The 16632-nt window shown below is 55.1% G+C and carries 15 protein-coding genes; 9 read left to right on the top strand and 6 right to left on the bottom strand.

The features are described 5' to 3' along the window. Positions 1-261 precede the first annotated feature (261 nt). The 9 genes from GX466_00555 to GX466_00515 all read left to right on the top strand — a co-directional run bounded on the left by GX466_00555 (position 262) and on the right by GX466_00515 (position 8268). On the top strand, positions 262-1608 hold the full coding sequence (locus GX466_00555) for a DUF4139 domain-containing protein (protein NLH92705.1): 1347 nt from the start codon (positions 262-264) through the stop codon (positions 1606-1608). Positions 1609-1632: 24 nt separating this feature from the next. Next, complete coding sequence (locus GX466_00550; protein NLH92704.1) at positions 1633-2073, top strand: Hsp20/alpha crystallin family protein; 441 nt, start codon at positions 1633-1635, stop codon at positions 2071-2073. A gap of 96 nt (positions 2074-2169) precedes the next feature. Beyond that, positions 2170-3108 carry a hypothetical protein gene (locus tag GX466_00545; GenBank protein ID NLH92703.1) on the top strand — a complete coding sequence of 313 codons (939 nt, stop codon included), beginning with the start codon at positions 2170-2172 and terminating at the stop codon, positions 3106-3108. Continuing rightward, entirely contained in the window at positions 3108-4634 is a 1527-nt protein-coding gene (locus GX466_00540; protein ID NLH92702.1) for a hypothetical protein, read from the top strand. Before GX466_00545 ends, GX466_00540 begins: the two co-directional genes overlap by 1 nt. Positions 4635-4645: 11 nt before the next feature. Then, complete coding sequence (locus GX466_00535) at positions 4646-5065, top strand: hypothetical protein (protein ID NLH92701.1); 420 nt, start codon at positions 4646-4648, stop codon at positions 5063-5065. Between the two features lie 114 nt (positions 5066-5179). Beyond that, positions 5180-5596, top strand: coding sequence for a hypothetical protein (locus tag GX466_00530; protein NLH92700.1), 417 nt, complete (start codon positions 5180-5182; stop codon positions 5594-5596). A 33-nt stretch (positions 5597-5629) separates the two neighbouring features. Next, positions 5630-6448, top strand: a complete 819-nt coding sequence (locus tag GX466_00525; GenBank protein NLH92699.1) for an MFS transporter — start codon at positions 5630-5632, stop codon at positions 6446-6448. 219 nt (positions 6449-6667) lie between these two features. Further along, a complete protein-coding gene (locus GX466_00520; protein ID NLH92698.1) occupies positions 6668-6958 on the top strand; it encodes an integration host factor subunit beta in 291 nt (96 codons plus the stop codon). Positions 6959-7092: 134 nt separating this feature from the next. After that, positions 7093-8268, top strand: a complete 1176-nt coding sequence (locus tag GX466_00515) for a hypothetical protein (GenBank protein NLH92697.1) — start codon at positions 7093-7095, stop codon at positions 8266-8268. Positions 8269-8690: 422 nt separating this feature from the next. Here the strand turns inward: GX466_00515 and GX466_00510 are convergent, their stop codons facing one another. The 6 genes from GX466_00510 to GX466_00485 are packed head-to-tail and all read right to left on the bottom strand — an operon-like array spanning position 8691 to position 16631. Beyond that, positions 8691-9134, bottom strand: coding sequence for an NfeD family protein (locus GX466_00510; protein NLH92696.1), 444 nt, complete (start codon positions 9132-9134; stop codon positions 8691-8693). A 17-nt stretch (positions 9135-9151) separates the two neighbouring features. Then, a complete protein-coding gene (locus GX466_00505; protein ID NLH92695.1) occupies positions 9152-10075 on the bottom strand; it encodes a hypothetical protein in 924 nt (307 codons plus the stop codon). A 7-nt stretch (positions 10076-10082) separates the two neighbouring features. Further along, positions 10083-11780, bottom strand: a complete 1698-nt coding sequence (recN, locus tag GX466_00500) for a DNA repair protein RecN (protein ID NLH92694.1) — start codon at positions 11778-11780, stop codon at positions 10083-10085. Further along, on the bottom strand, positions 11781-12638 hold the full coding sequence (locus GX466_00495; GenBank protein ID NLH92693.1) for an NAD(+)/NADH kinase: 858 nt from the start codon (positions 12636-12638) through the stop codon (positions 11781-11783). After that, positions 12635-13705, bottom strand: coding sequence for a ribosome small subunit-dependent GTPase A (gene rsgA / locus GX466_00490; protein ID NLH92692.1), 1071 nt, complete (start codon positions 13703-13705; stop codon positions 12635-12637). The genes GX466_00495 and rsgA overlap by 4 nt, the downstream gene beginning before the upstream one ends. Before the next feature lie 4 nt (positions 13706-13709). Continuing rightward, on the bottom strand, positions 13710-16631 hold the full coding sequence (locus GX466_00485) for a peptidase M16 (GenBank protein ID NLH92691.1): 2922 nt from the start codon (positions 16629-16631) through the stop codon (positions 13710-13712). Position 16632: the final 1 nt, after the last annotated feature.

The following is a 16632-nucleotide window of genomic DNA, read 5'->3' as shown; positions in this document are numbered from 1 at the left end:
TTCACTTCCCGCTGAGTTCCCGCCTGTCAAACGGGAAGTCAACGGGAAGTAAGTGAGAGGCTAATTGGATAGGGCAAAGGAGGAGTCAGGTTGGGATTTTCCGGGAAATTGAGGATGACTACCCTGAGTCCAGCCCGGCGGTTGCGATTGTGCCATTTGCCCGGCTTCATATAAACCTTGACCAAAAAGTTAGGGGATTTTGCTTGGTTTGGCAGTATATTATCAGTGAAACTAAAAAACTGATGCCTTTAGGAGGTTACAGTGTTCAATAAAGCTGTCTTGCTCGTGATCCTGCTGGCGCTGGCTTGTATTGCCGGCGCGGAAGATTGGATCACCATCTACAATGACGACCTTTCCCTGGTGCGCAGCAATTTCGAGCTGGAACTGCAGGCAGGGCGCCAGGACTACAATTTCGACAACATCACTTCCCGCATTGAAGCTCCCTCCGTGATTGTGCATTCCCTCGACGGCGGCGTGCGCGTAGCCGAACAAAACTATGAATACGACCTTGCCGGCAAATACCAGATCATCGCTAAATACATCGAACGCGAGGTGGAACTGCTCACCAAGGACGATTCGCGGGTTATCGGCACCCTCAAGTTCTACGACGGCAGCAGCTTCGGCATCCTGGAAAAAGGCAGCAGCCGCCTGCTTGTGGTGGCTGACAGCGAAACCCAGATCATCAAACTAGCGGAACTGCCCTCCAACTTTTACACCAAGCCCACCCTGCACTGGAGCCTGATTGCGGACAAGGACGGCAGGCATCCCCTCCAGATGACCTATCTCACCGGCGGGCTGAACTGGAACGTAACCTACAACAGCGTTTGGGACGAAAAAAACCTTGCCCTGAACTCCTGGGTGACCATCACCAACCAGAGCGGCAAGGCATTCGACGACGTAACCCTGAAACTGATCGCAGGAGACGTGAACAGGGTCTATGACGTGTATGACGGCTACAAACGCAATTACGAAGAAATGATGGCGCCGGGCATGGTCCTGGATGCCGGAGCGCCCAGCTTCGAGGAAAAGGCCTTCCACGACTTCCATATGTACACCCTGGACCAGAAGGTGTCCTTCGCGAACAACCAGACAAAACAGTTGGAACTCTATCCCCTGCAGAACATCAAGGCCAGCCAGTCTTATGAATACAGCACCTGGGACAGCGGCGTGAACAGCGTGATCAAGTTCAAAAACACCGAGGAAAACGGCATCGGCAAGCCCCTGCCCAAAGGCACCGTTAAGGTTTATAAGCAAGACAGCGACGGCAACCTGGAATTCATCGGCGAGGACAGCATCTCGCACACCAGCAAGAACGAAGAGGTGAAAATCAACACCGGCACCGCCTTCGACCTAGTGGCCTCCACCCTGGTGCGGGACCACAAGGACCTGGGCTCCCGCAGAAGCGAACGCACCATCCAGGTGACCCTGCGCAACAACTCCGCCGAGGCGAAAACAATCAATGTGCTGCACCAACTGGGCGGTAACGACAGGATCACCGAAAGCAATTTTAGCCATACCGAGGACACCAACATGAAATCCACCTTCGAGATTCCCATCCAGTCGGACAAAGAGGTGATCCTCAGCTTCACCGTGAGAACCGAATACTAATGTAACTAACATTGGGGATGGAAGATGCCTGACAAAATATATTCGAACCTAAACGGCATCCGCCGTGAAATGCTGAAAATCCTGGGCGAAGTTTCCTCGCTCACGAAAAGCCCCCTAGCCATCGAGGACGCCATTGACGATTTCTGGCATCCCAAATGCGACGTTTACCAGACCGAAACGCAGTGGGTGGTGCTGGTGGAACTGGCCGGAGTGAATAAAGACGAGATAAACATCTCAGCCAGCAGTGAGTATCTGCGTGTCAGCGGAACCCGCGTACTGCATTCCGAGGACTGCCAGACCACATATTACAGCATGGAAATTGACACTGGCAGATTCGACCGCCGGATCTTTTTCCCCGACCTCAACCTGGATAAAGAACATCCCAAGGTGCAGTACGTGAACGGAATCCTGCGGATCGCCTTCACCATCCAGGCCATGGTGGAAAGAATCATACCAATAGAATGAAGCACAGACTCCATCCCTCCGGTTTTGGCTGGATGGCTGGAGATTTTATACTGATTTACTGAGCGGACGGCCAAGCGCTGTCTGGATGGAGGAAAGGTGAAAAGAACATTGATTCTGGCGCTCGCTTTGGGCGCCTGGCTGCTCTGCGCGGCCGCGGAGGTGGAATCGGTACGCTCAACCGATACTTCCAAAACCTCAAACACCGTGTGCATCGAACTTAGCGAACCAGCCCAATACACGGCGCAGAAGTTGCCCGGAGGCAAAGGCTTGCGCCTCACCATCAAGAATGTAAGCTCTCTGGGCAACAAACCCCAGTATCCGCGGCTGAGTGAAGTCATCGATGTAGTTTCGGCCCGCATTGAAGGCAGAGACGCCATCATCGACATCAAGACCATGGGCGATTTTGACATAAGCCACAGTAGCAATTCAAACCGGGACCGCATCACGGTCGCTGTGAACTCCGCGCCCAAAACAAACATCCCTCCCTCGGCCATGCCCAAAAAGGTGGCCCTGCCGGAAAACGTCAGCAACCGTCCCAAACAGGCATCCCCTGCGCCTTCGGTGAAAGCTCCGGGTTCCAAATCCCCACAGGAACAGCCCTCCGCGCAAATTGCCTCGCCGTCCCAGATACCGTTGCCCGCGAGCGAAGAAGAACAGCTTGAAGCCAAAGCCCTGCCGGAAACAACCACAGCCGGAACTTCCGGGCTTGAGGCGAATGCTGTGAACGATGACAAAACAACTAAGGGCAATCTGCCGCTTTGGCTGATCATTGCGGCTGCGGCACTGCTGATCCTGCTGGTGGTCTTGAAGTTCTTTCTGGCCAAAAGGCCGGAAGCCGTTTCCGGGACTTCCGAAACAGAAGGGGACGAAAATCCCGCAGAGGGCAGGACTTTGCTTCTGGACCCCGAAACCAGGCAGCGCATGGTGCAGAAGCTGCTGGACCAGGGCTGGTCTTCCAGCGAAATAGCCCGCGAGATGCGTTTGGGTGTTCGGGAAGTGGAAGAAATCGTGGCAAAACTCAAAGGACTGAAATGATGGGACGCGCGAATTGGAGAGCCGTTTTCAACCGCCTGGCTTTGCTGCTGTTGCTGGCGCTGGCAGTCGGGGCGGGCCACGCTCAAACAGAATTCACGAATACCGCCTTCTACCCAGATGTGCGCAGCCAGCTTTTGCCCAGCCCCCTGGCCGAAAATGAAACCTATATACTGGATGATCCGCTCATCCTGGGTTCAGGCGTTCACGCGCCTTTTGAAAGCTGGAAGGCGTTCAAGTCCTCCCTGCTGGAGCTTTTCCTGCCGGGTTCACCCCAACGGGCTTTGCTCCAGTATGCATACAGGGATTCCAGTTTGAGCTACCGCCTCGAAACCAATTTATTAACTGGCTGGGACCAGCGTTGGGACCCCGAGGGCGTTTACGGCCTCCATTCACTGGGCTTGAGGGTCAATTCCACTTTCAACGACAGATTCAGGGCCAGAGGTATCTATTGGAACGGCAAGTTTTACGGCGATAGATCCGCTGCCAGGCATTCCCCTTTGATCGACGGATCATGTTCCGCCAGCACCAACAATCTTTTCGTCGATAATATCAATGGCGAACTCAGCTATGACGGAGAGCACCTGAGCGCCGCGCTGGGCCGGGGACGTTTCCAGATCGGCAATTCACTTTCCGGTTCCATTGTTCTTTCAGACCAGGTGAATGAATACGACTATGCGTTGCTGGAACAAAGAGTTGGCCAGTTCAGTTTTTCCTGGCTGCATGCTTCCCTAGTGGCGGATACCCTGGTGGCTGGCCTGCATCCTGCCAAATATACCGACATCCAACAGCTCACCTGGCAGCCCAGGCCCTTTCTGGATATGTTTTACGGCGGAACGGTGACCTACGGCAACCGGATCGACCTCAGCTACTTGTTGCCGACCGTATTCATCCGCGCGAGCGGATTCTCGAACGCCAAAGTTGACAACCGCAACCTCTACGGCGGAATCAATTTAAGACCGGCAAATGACCTCACCCTCTACGCGACCATGCTGTTCGACGAACTGACCTTTAAGCAATTACTAAGCAATTGGTGGGGCAACAAATACGCCATCCAGATTGGCACATCCTGGAACCCGCCGCCGCTCTGGCGGAGCGAAAAACCGCGTCTGGGGCTGGAATTCACCGCCGTTCGGCCCTGGACCTACACCCATTACGCCAATGTATCCATGTTTTCCCATGACGGCAGGCCGCTGGGCTATCCCAAAGGCGCAAACCTGCTGGATGTGACTGCCGAGCTTAATCTGCCCCTGCCCTGGAATTCACGCTGGGACAGCCAGTTTTCCTGCACCTGGCAGGGCAGCCGGGGCAACGACTGGCGTGTGAACTATCGTGACGAATTCCCGTCCAGTATCGTTAATACCGCCCAAGCCTACTGGCTTGAAGGCGACCTCAGCGTAACTCCGGTCTGGCAAAACACTCTGCGGATCGGAATCATGGCCCATCAAGTTCTCCTGCTGGGACACCGTTCCCAGTTTGGTTCCCAGCCCAGCCACGCTTTATTCTGCAACTGGCAGGTATTTATATAGAGAGGAGCCTCATGCCCATAGTTGACCGTTTGGAATACCCCAAAAAATACAAGCTCAAAAGCGCCCTCGTTCTGCTGGTGGCATTGGCCACCCTGGGCGGGATCATATACATGCGCCTTGCCAACGAAGCCCGCGCCAAAAAGGTGACAATCCAAAACGTGGGCTTCGGAGATTACGACACAAACTACATCCGCATCAATTACGAGATCGAGAACAAGGGGAAAAAAGCCCAGGTATTGGATTTGCTGGCAAAGGTTTACGACAGCGACGGCGAAGAGATCGCCAGCATCTTTTTCCGAACGGAGATCAAAGCCCATACCCGCGAGTACCAGAGCAAGTACATCGACAAATTGTACCGTCCCCTCAGAAGCGAGGAAATGCCTCACAAAGTTACCATCGTCAGACGGCAGCGGGAGTTGCTGGGCTACTGAACCGGGCAGCGGCAAGAAGACCATCCCGAAAGAGCTTGCCTGAATCGCGCTTGACACAAAAGCGCCTTCCTGCAGTTTGCCGCCAATCTACAAAATCAGGAAACAACACCCTCAATGCGTTTGAACAATCTTAATCCCGTGGAGCGGAGGACCGCCATCCTTTTGGTGCTGGCGGCGCTTTTCAACGGAGTTATCCTTTCACTGAACCAGACCCAGGACATCATTGCCCGCAAAGCCCTGCACGCCAAGGATTGGCAGCTTATGCTGATGACCATGATCTGGCCGGTGGCCAACTTCTTTTCGGTCTGGTGGGCGCGGGTGTTTGAGCGCAGTTGCCACAAACAGCGTTATTTCCTGATCGCCGGCATCATCGGCAGGCTTACCCTGGTTTACGCCATCTGGCTGGTGAGCATGAACGAATATCTGGTGCTGCTCGGCCTTCTCTTTGCCGCAAATTCACTCATCGTGCCTGCCCAGAACAGCATCTATCAGCGCAACATCCATCCCGGCCGCCGGGCCCGGGTCTTCTGAATCGTCCAAAGCGTGGGAATCGGGGTTTCGGTATTGCTCACATTCATCGCCGGACGCCTGCTCGACATCCGGGAAGAAAGTTTCCGCCTCATCCTTGTCGTGACCGGAATCGTGGGATTTGCCAGCACTGCCGTTCTGGCCATGATCCGCATCCAGGAACCCGTGGTGAAACGCAACTGCCAGCGGCTGAACTGGAAACAGGCCCTGCTGGAGCCGATCGGAGGGACGCTGAGGCTGCTAAAGGAAAACAAGGCTTTCGCCGCCTTCGAACGCAGCTTTTCCATCTACGGAATGGGCTTCATAATGATGCAGCCCATAATCCCCATCTATCTGGTGGACAAGCTACAGCTTACCTATACCGCCAATTTCCTGGCCAAGGGCATCGTTTCCCAACTGGGCATGCTGCTGCTCTCACCCCTGATCGGAAAACTGCACGACCGCATGCACCCTTTCCGCTTCATGGCAGCCGCTTTTGGACTGCTGATGGTGTTTCCGCTGCTCTTTGTCGCCTCATCCCTGGTGCAGGGCGAAGCCGTGCTGCCAGTGGTGATAGTGTTTTTGGCCTATCTTATCTTCGGCATCGCCATGGCTGGTGTCAACATCACCTGGAACATGGGCTCCATCTACTTTGCGGGCGATTCCGACGCCTCCATCTACCAGAGCGTGCACGTTACCATGACCGGAATTCGGGGCCTGATCGCTCCGGTGCTGGGGTTTGTGCTGTTAAAGGTTTTCAGCCTCACCATGGTTTTCGTGGTGGCAGCCGGATTCTTTCTTGCCGCCTCGCTGGTGAGCCTGCGCGATTACCGCAGATGGAAGCTGGCGGCGCAAGTGGGTGTCGCGCAATCCTAATGTATTTCATGCCGGGCAAAAAGCACAGTTTTAAGCCAGCGCCAGACCCGCCTGCGGACACAGCCTCCGCCATCTTGTCTGCGCTATGTGACGCGGTCTCCGGCGGTTCCCGTCTTTTTTTTCTTGACACAAACCTAAGCTTATAATTTAGAGTATCTTATTAACGAAATCAATATCGCTTCGGCGACGCATAGCTTACACTATATAAGGAGAAAAAACATGACAAAAGCAGATCTGGTAAAACTCGTCTCTGAGAACACCGGCATCATCCGCAAAGACGTTGCGGTGGTTGTCGATTCCCTGCTGCAGGCTATCAAAGACAGCCTGGGCAAGGGTCACCACATCGAAATCCGCGGTTTTGGCACCTTCCGCTTGAAAACCCGCAAACCCCGCATGGGACGCAATCCTAAGACTGAAGAGAAAGTACCGGTTCCGGCCAGGACCGTTCCCACCTTCAAGTTCTCCCGCGAATTCAAAAACATGGTCGTTGACCTCAAAATCAATGAGTAGAGTGAGCCAAAATGCCCTGCGGTAAAAAGAGAAAGAGACATAAAATCGCCACTCACAAGCGGAAAAAACGCCTACGTAAAAACCGTCATAAAAAGAAATAAATCGTAGCCACCCTTCGGGGTGGCTTTTTTGGCTTGGGCTTGAATTTCGACCGCGAAGACCACAACCTGGAACTGCGCCAGTTGATCCGAGACACCCTTAGCGCGACGCTGGAGGGGGATTTTTCCGCGCATCCGGATTACCCATATTTCTTCACCCGCGCGTTTTACGATATGTTCACCGAGGTGGAAGGGCTGCCCCTCTTTCCCCAGGAAATGCCTGAGGTCTTTTTGCGCTGGGCCGGACTGGAAGCGGGAAAAGGGATCAGCCCGGAGGAAATCCTGGTTCTGGACCTCGAAACAACGGGGCTGGGACGCGGCCAGACCATCGCCTTTATGATCGGATTGGGTTATTATGAGGAGGGGCGCTATGTGGTGGAGCAGCTCTTCCTGCCCGAACCGGAGGCTGAGGCCAGCTCCTTCGACCGCCTGATAGAGCTTTTGGAAAAGAAATCCGTGTTGATCACCTTCAACGGCAAAACCTTCGACGTGCCCATCCTGGAATCCCGCCTGCTCTACAACCACATCTGGCTGGACCTGCGTTCCAAGCTGCACATCGACCTGCTCCACATCGCCCGGAGGCTCTGGAAAAACAAAATCCCCTCCTGCGCCCTGGAAACCATCGAATTCTACATCTTGGGCCACATCCGGGAAAAGGAACTGGACATCGAGGGCGGCCTCATCCCCCAAACCTATTTCCAGTTCCTGATCAGCGGGGATGCCGAATTGATGCGTCGCGTTTTCATCCATAACCAGCTTGACATCCTCCACACCGCCGCGCTTTTCACCCTGATCTGCGACAGCGTTGGTTATCCACCCGCCCTGGGTTTTGACCACCGCATCGACTACCACGCCCTGGCCCGGCTCTATCTCAGCCAGGGTGAAAGCGAAACTGCCCGCGCCATCCTAACCGACCTGCTGGCCCAAAACATCGTTTCCGGGGACATCGCCTGCGATCTTGGTCTGATCAATAAAAAGGAGGGCGATTTGGAGGCCTCGGAAAGCTGTTTCGCCCTTGCAGCCGCCCTCGACCATCCCACGGGAACGCTGGAATACGCCAAGCTTCTGGAAAAACGCCGGGAATTCGACAGCGCCCTTCAGCAAGCCCGGAAGCTGCTCGACTGGCATCTGGCCCGGCCTCGGACCAATGCCAGGCAGGTGGAGGAACTGGAGAAAAGGGTTCTGCGCCTGCGCGGAAAACTGGGCATCTGACCCCAAAAGCTCCAAACCGTATTGATAAAGCCCGGAGAGGAGCAGAAATGTCTGCCCATCATCACTTCCTGCCAGCCAGACCCTTAGCGCCTTCGTTTATTCCTCTCCCTTTCCTCCCGTATGATCCCCGCATCAAGTGCGGGCATCATGCGGGAGGCGCGACTGGGAAACAGGAAAGTGCCTTAACGGCCAGACTACATCGCTTCTACACGGTCACACGCTGGCGTCGAGCGAGGAACGGGCATCGACGACAGCGATACCTCCTGTAGTCCAAGCTCGCAGGCTCGCTGGACTCCAGGCTACATACCGATGTCGGAAACGGTATCTGCTCTACCCATCCGGCTAAAAGTAGAGCTAAAAAAAGAGGCGCCGCCTGAGCGGCACCTCAAACAAGTGTATGATCGGAGAGAACGGGAGAAGCTTTACTCGGAAGGAGTCACGATCAGCTTGTTGCCGTCAATGCCGACAATAGTTACCTTGGCATCCTCCGCGATGGGTTTGGCGTCGGTCGAAATGGCAACCCATTCTTCCCCGCCGACTTTCACGTAACCTTTGCCTTCCGCCGGAATGGCTTTGGTGATGATCCCTTGTTCGCCTTTCAAGGCATAAACATTGGTTTCCCGGCCGGCGTTGCGTAACACCCTTTTCCCCACCTTGCGGGTGAAGAGGAAAGCCACGAAACTGATCACAGCGAAGATTACGATCTGCAAAGGCACGTTGCTTCCCACCAGGTGCAGGAGGCTGAGCAGCCCGGTGGCGATGGCGCCGATGCCCAGGGCAACGAAAAAGAATGCGGGATCAAAGATCTCGATGATCACGAAAACGATCCCGAGGATTATCCACACGTGCCAGGGTTGAATGTCGATCATTGGTTCTCCCGGTGTTACTTGGAGGTTTCTTCCGGTTTGGGCTTTTCCGCGCTGTCGGGGTTGGATGTGCGCCTGTCTTTGTAGATGCGCTTTACTTTACGTTTGCTGCCGCCGTAACCGTAGCGGGAGGAATAGCGGTTGGTGTAGCTGCCGTATCCGCCGTATTGGTAAGAACCTCCCAAACCGCTGGCGCTGAATCCTTTAACACCCATCAGAGCCATCAGGTACATGATCAGCTTGGTGCCGTAGTAGGCAAGGACAACGGCCACAAACAGCACGATCAGGGCGCCGAAGAAATTATAGACGAATTTGCGAACGGTGGAAACGCTGCTGCCGGTCATGCCGGGAACTATCTGCACGTAGAGCAGGGTGGTATTAGCCTGACTCAGCACTTTCACCAGGTTTTCCTGATCCCTGATCTGCGAGATCAGGAATTCCTTCCTGTCGGCTATGTTGCCATAAGTTTGTCCCACGGCATCCATCGCGGCCAATTCGCTCTTCTTGGAGGCCAGGATTCCTTCTTCCGTCTCCAGCGACTTGATCACCAAAGCTGAATCCACTATTTCTTTATAGCCTTCTATGCTGCCCAGGTCGTAGAATTTCTTTTGGATTTCTGAAAACCTGCCGCCTTCTATCCTGAATATATAAGAGCCATAGCCGCTTTCACTGGATTTGAGCAGTGGTTTTTCCAGGGCATAGCTGCTGATGAAGTTGTTCATTTCCTGCAGGGCGTGTTTGATGTTCGAGCTCTTCACCCGCAACTGGGCTTTATTGAGTGACTTGTAATCGCCGAAGATCTTGTTGGCGTCTTTGAACAGCGAACTGTAATCCGGACCCTTTTCCTTTTGCATCAAAGCCGCGTAGCCAGCCCATGACAGAGCGAGGAAGATCACAAAGATCGCCACCGCGCGCAGTCTCCGTTTAGTTGTTTTGTCCATTATATCCTCATGTCCTGTATTTATTTATCAATTCCCGGGCATGCTCCAGTGAGATGTCGGATACATCTCCGGAAAGCATCCGGGCCAGTTCTTCCAATCTTTGTTCCGCCTCAAGCGGCACCATTTTAATCACGTTCTTCTTTTTGCCTGCCTCTTTTTTCAGTGCCACCTGATGGTCGGCGATGGCGGCGATCTGGGCCAGATGCGTTATGCAAATGATCCGGTGCCGCCGCGCCAGGGCGAAGATGAACTGCGCGACGTATTCTGCGGTCTTGCCGCCGATGCCGGAATCTATCTCGTCCAGGATCATCAGCTTTTCCTCTATCCGCTCTGACAGCACCTTTTTGATGGCCAGCAGGATGCGGGAAAGCTCGCCGCCGGAAGCCACTGTGGACAGAGGCCTTAGCTCGCTGCCCCGGTTCGCGCTGAAAAAATACTGGCAAGCATCCTGACCCTGCTCAGTGCAGGAATCAAGATATTCTTGCATTATGATTTTACCATCTGCCTTTTTGTCAATCTTTATTTTGAAGCGGGCATCGGGAATGGAGAGCAAACTGATGCTTTCACGCAACTCTTCGGAGAGTTTTTCCGCTGCGGCCAGGCGGCTGGCGCTGAGCCTGTCCCCGTTCGCACGCAGGGCTTCAAAATCTCTTTCCGTCGATCTTTCCAGATTTTCAACCCGCTCACTCAGATCGGTGTAGGCGTTGATCTGGGCTTTCCTCTCGGCGAAAAGCTCCAGCAGTTCACTGATTGTTTTGGCTTTGTGCTTGTGCAGCAGACTGTTGATGGTGTCCAGCCGTTCCTGGATGGTTTCCAGGCGCGCAAGGTCTGGATTCACGTCCAGGCAGAGGTCACCCAGCGCCGCTGAACTCTCCGTAACCAGTTCCAGACAGTCGCGCAGGCTCTGTTCGATGTTCGCCACGCGCGGATTGAGGTGGGAAAAACGGGCCAGGGCTGCCACGCTGGCGCTGAGGCGGCTGTGAACGCTGTTTTCTCTCTCATAGAGGTCAAAGCTGCTGGCGGCGGCTGTTTCGGCGATTTCCTGGGCGTGGCTGAGCAGCTCGAATTCCTGCTGCAGTTCCAGGTCCTCGCCCTCATTCAGCCCCGCTTTTTCCAGTTCCTCGAACTGATATTGGTAAAGCTCCCTCAACTGGCGGTCCTGTTCCACCTTCGCCTTCAGTCTTTCCAGTTCCTTGAGGCTCTCGCGCAGGCCTCTGTATTGCGTGGAAAAAGCGCTTACCAGGGCTTCGTTCTGGGCGTAAAGGTCCAGGAGGTGAAGCTGATAGGCGGCGGAAAGCAGCCGTTGCTGGTCGCGCTGGTGGTGAAAATCGATCATCAGGGGTTTGAGTTCCCTCTGCAGCGAGGCCGTAACTTTGCGCCCGTTCAGGAAATAGCTGGATTTCCCCGCGGTACTCACCTCCCGGGCCAGCACCAGTTCATCCTCCGGTTCGTAGCCCTGCTCCGCCAGCCAGTCCCTTACTTCGGAGTTATGGGAAAGGTCAAAACTGGCTTCCAGATAGATGGGCTGCTGGGGGTCGAAGGCTTCCAACGCGGGTGCCGGATCGGCAAAGATGAGGGACACGGAGCCCACCAATATGGATTTTCCCGCCCCCGTCTCCCCGCTCAGGACGGTCATGCCCGGGCCGAAAGTCAGCTTCTGCTCGGGCACGAAAAGGTAGTTGCGGATTTGGATCCCTGTGAGCATTTACTTACCCAGGTGCATCTTGCGCCGCAGAATCTGGTAAAAGGTGCGGTTGGAAAGCTTCACGAACTGCACCTGCTGCTTGGCTGCGGTGATCAGAACCTCATCGTTTTCCTGCAGCGGGCTGCAGTTCACTCCGTCAAGCTGCAGCGCGGCAGGTTCCTCCAAGCCGTGAACGCGCATGAGGATTCTGTCGCGGGAGGAAAAGACCATTGGCCGGATGGTGAGCAGATGAGGATTAAGCGGAGTGAGCACAATGGCGCGCAGTTCCGGGGCGAGAATGGGCCCTCCGGCGGCCAGTGAATAGGCTGTGGAACCGGTTGGAGTGCTGGCCACAACGCCATCGCAGCGTGTGTCGAAGACGAAGCGTCCGCCGCTGAAGATGCGCACCCCGATCAGGCGCGGGGTGTCTGCCTTGTGGATAACCGCGTCGTTTAGGGCAAGGCCTTTGAAGATTATCTCCCCCTGCCGCCGCAACTGGCATTGGACCGTCATTCTGGGCAATAGCCGGTATTTCCCCTTCAGCAGGTCACAGATGGATTTGTTCAGCTCGCCTAAAGTGGTTTCGGAAAGAAAGCCTAGCCAGCCCATATTGATGCCCAGGATCGGGGCTCCGGAACTGAGGGCCAGGTCTTTGGCCCGCAGGATAGTGCCGTCGCCGCCAAAGACAAGGATGCAGTCCAGCTTCTTCGCGGTCTTCCCTTCAGGGTCCAAAACGCTGAATCCTTTTGGCATTAAGTGCCGCTGCTCGCGAATGCCGTGGAAGCGGACCCCGTGTTCGGCAGCCAGGGCTTCTAGCTTGGCGAACATGGCCTGTTTATCCGCGAAAGAGGGTTTGATGTAGATGGCGAAGTTCTTCATTCCAGCGATTCCAGTATCCTCAGATACGATTCATAGCGCTCCAACGGGATTTTGCCCGCCTCCTGGGCATCCAGAACGGCGCAGTCATCCTCATGGGTGTGGGTGCAATCACGGAAAAAGCAGTTCGGAGCCAGTTTCGCGAAACCCGGAAACACTCTCGGAATCTCGCTTATCGCGCTGCGGTGCAGGTTCACTGTCTTGATTCCGGGGGTGTCGAGCAAGTGTCCGCCGAAACTCCAGGGAAACAGGATCGCCTGGGTGGTGGTGTGCTTCCCTTTTTCATTGAAATCGCTCACCTCGGCCGTGCGCAGTTCCAACCCCGGTTCCAGCCAGTTGATCAGCGAGCTTTTGCCCGTGCCGGATTGCCCGGAAAACACGCTGTCCCTGTCGATCAGGATGGCGCGCAAATCCTCCATCCCTTCGCCGCTCACGACGGAGGTGCAGAGCAGCGGATAGCCGGATTCGCGGTAGTAATCAACCGTGTCAGCCAGTTCCTCGCGGTCTTCGCAGAGGTCGATCTTGTTGATCACGATGACCGGATGGATGTTTTCCAGGGTGGCGGCGCAGATATAGCGGTCGATCAGGCCCGGCTTGATCAGCGGCATTCGCCAGGAAGCCGTGATCACCACCTGGTCGATGTTGGCGGCCACAATGATCTCTTTCTGGAAGTTGCCGCTGGCGTAGCGGGAAAGGGTGTTCACCCGGGGCAGGATGTTTTCGATGCGGAAATGGGGATCGCCTGAGATGTCCAGCTCAACGCGGTCGCCCACAGCAGAAAGTGCTCTGCTGGAGTAGGAGAACTGCTTCAGCCGGCCGGAGAGGGTGGCTTCGTAGAACTTTCCTTCCGCCTCAACCAGATAGTTGTAGTTGGTCTTCACTTCCAGAATTCGCCCAGGTATCAGTTCCGAGCTTTGCTTGAATGTCTGGTGCTGCTTTTCCGCCGTGCGCTGAGATTTGTAATGTGCCACCTCACGCATGTCGTCCAGTGCGTCAAGGTTCGGAACACGCACGTTCCTCAGCCGTCTCCCGGCGTGGGGCCGCTGTTTTTTCCTGTCCTTTTGCTTCATCGCCTCAGCTGAAAACCGGTGTCAGCCTGTCAAACAGCTTTTCCGCCTCTTTCAGTTTCGCTTCGTTGCCAAACACGCAGTAATGGTTGCAGGCCATGGTCGCCTCCACCAGGTCGGCAAAGGCGCGGATGTCCTCTACCTTGGTGGAAAGCACCTCATCACGTATCTGCTGGCGGTCTTCGTGGCTGAAACCGGTAATATAATCGTCATTGGCTTGGGCGGCTTTTCTTTCTGGGGTCAGGGGATAATCCTGGCTAGAGATGTCGCCGATGATGTATTTTACCATCTCACGGCGACTGCAGTTGAAATTGCGGATGAATTCCGGCACTTTGTCGTAGGTTTCTAGGGTTTCCTGCAGATTGGGATCGCGGTAGGAGCAGAAATACATGCTGCCGTAGGGCGAGAAATTTGACCAGGCGCCATAAGCGCCGCCCTTTTCCCGAATCTCGCGGTGCAGGAATTCGGTGGACAGGATGTTGTTCAGCACCCTCAACTTGCCGGAGTAGGAATAGCCGTTGCGGAAGAAGTTTCCGCCTTTCACGCAATACTGCACCTGCACCGGAGCCAGGATCGCCTCGTTGAGGTCTTTGGGCTGGAAGCGCCGTTCCACAGGGGAGGATGCTTCGGAGAAAAGGCTTTCCACGAATGGCTTCAATTGGCCGAAAGCTTCCGCAATGCCCGCTTCGTCTGCGGTTAGGCTGACCAGCAGGTTGTTGCGGGTGAAGAAGGTATCGCGCACCCAGCCGAGCTCGGCAACGATCTTGTCGATCTCCGTATCCAGGCTCTTTTCCAGGTTGTTGAGGAAATGGTAATATTCCAATCCTGAAATCATGTCGCTGTAGCGGTGGGCCTGGCTGAACGGAGCCAGCATTCGGTTTACCGCAATCTGGTGCCCGTTGTAGAACAGCATGGATTCCATCTTGGATTTGGTTTCGCGGATGATCTGCTTCAGCCGGTCACGGTCCGTGAAAACGGGACGCAGGGCAAGCTCAGCCGCCAATTCCATCAGTTTGCCGGTCTTGTTGCGCACCGCCTTTCCGTTGAGCAGCAGTTTTGGCTGCACCTCGTCCGGATCCTGGTAATTGCTGCGGAGCAGCAGGCCCAGGCTGATGCCACCGGTGTGGATGTTGATCTCGTTGGAAAGCTCCGCGTAGCCGTGGTCACGGCTGTCCACCTGTCCCGCCAGCATGGTGTAGAGCGAAATCCAGGGCAGGTTTGCCTCACTGGCATGGCTGAGGTCAAAATAGGCTGAGAGGTACAGCACACCGTTGGTGTTAAGCTCATGTTTCAGCAGGGTGAATTCTCTGGATTCCTCGATTTCGGTGGGGTAGCGCTCCGCCTCGAGATCGATGTCATCCAGGCTTAACATGGGGATTTTTTCCAGTTCTTCCGGGACCGGCTCTTCATTTTGCCAGTCGAGGAATGCGTGGTTGAATTTGATCAGTTCCTCTATCTCTTGGGGGGTCATTTTGGCCTTGACCGCGGCCAGTTCTTCCCTGAGTTTGCTGTCCAACTGGTTGCCCAGGCCGGGCACAGGGGTATAGATGACTTGGCTGGCGTGTGGGTTTTCGAGGATAGCCTGTTCGATCAGCTTTTCATAGTAAGGCTCGCTGAGACCGCGGCGCAGTTCTTTCATCGATTCTTCAAAACCCAGCGCTTCCAGTGGGTCGCCGCCGTGGATCCAGTGCGTATACATCGTCCAGGCGTAATAAAGCCCTCTCGGCCCCCAGGACATCTGGGCCTCGCGCAGAGCGAACTCGCGCCGGTTGAGTACGGCCTCGACCAGTTTTTTGTCGATGCCTTCCTCCACCAGGCGTTTCAGCTCGGTCCGGATCAGGCTGGCCAGCGCGTCCGCGTTTTCCCGCCTCACCTGTTTGCAGATGATGCTGAAAGTTGGCTGCAGCAGGCCTTCCCGCAGGGAAAAGATGGTGTCCTTAGCCAGGCTGGATTTGAGGATGGCCTGTTTCAGCGGCGAGGCCGGGGTTCCCATCAGAATGCTCATCAGCACCGTGATCGCGTGGGTTAGCTTGAGGTCGGGATTAAGGCCGAAAGTGTAGTTCAGGCTCAGGTGATATTGTTCCGTGATGTCCTTGCCCTCTTCCACCGGATACTGCACCTCCAGCTTCTTCATCCTGTCAAAGGGCTTTTGCAGCGGGATATTCACCGCTTCCGTGTCTTTTTCGAAATGGCTCAGGTATTCCCGGTCCATTATTTCCATCATCGCGTCGGCGTCCATGTCCCCATAGAGGAAGAGATGCGAGTTCGAGGGATGGTAGTGTTTTTTATGGAAGGCGATGAAGTTCTCGTATGTTAGCTGCGGAATTTCCTTTGGGTCGCCTCCGGATTCGCAGCCGTAGGTGTTATCAGGAAACTGCGCCTGCTGGCTGTAGCGTTCGACAACCTGGTCCGGCGAGGAAAAAGCGCCCTTCATCTCGTTGTAAACCACGCCTCTGACCTTCAGCTCGCCTTCCGGGTCGGTGAGTTCATAGTGCCAGCCTTCCTGGTGCAGGATGTTGGGCTGTTCGTATATCTTGGGGAAAAACACCGCGTCCAAGTAAACCCGGCTGAGGTTCACGAAATCCTTGGCGTTGGTGCTGGCAACGGGATACAGCGTCATATCCGAATCGGTCATGGCGTTGATGAAGGTGTGCAGCGAACCCTTTATCAGTTCCTGGAAGGTGGATTTGCAGGGAAAGTTCTTGGAGCCGTTAAGCACCGAATGTTCCAGTATGTGGGGACAGCCGGTGTTGTCGGTGGGAACGGTTTTGAAGGTGGCGCAGAAAACCTTGTTGTTGTCCTCGCACGCCATATGCACCAGGCGCGCCCCGCTTTTCTCATGTTCGTAATAATGTGCCGTGGCGGCGATTTCAGGTATCTCGCGGCTGGCAATGTGGGCAAAGCCGTGTTTCACAGCCTGCTTTTTCATG

This window comes from Candidatus Cloacimonadota bacterium, from assembly GCA_012516855.1.
Classification (GTDB): domain Bacteria; phylum Cloacimonadota; class Cloacimonadia; order Cloacimonadales; family Cloacimonadaceae; genus Syntrophosphaera.
The sequence above is the reverse complement of the archived record's forward strand: the minus strand, read 5'-3'. Positions and strand labels throughout refer to the sequence as shown.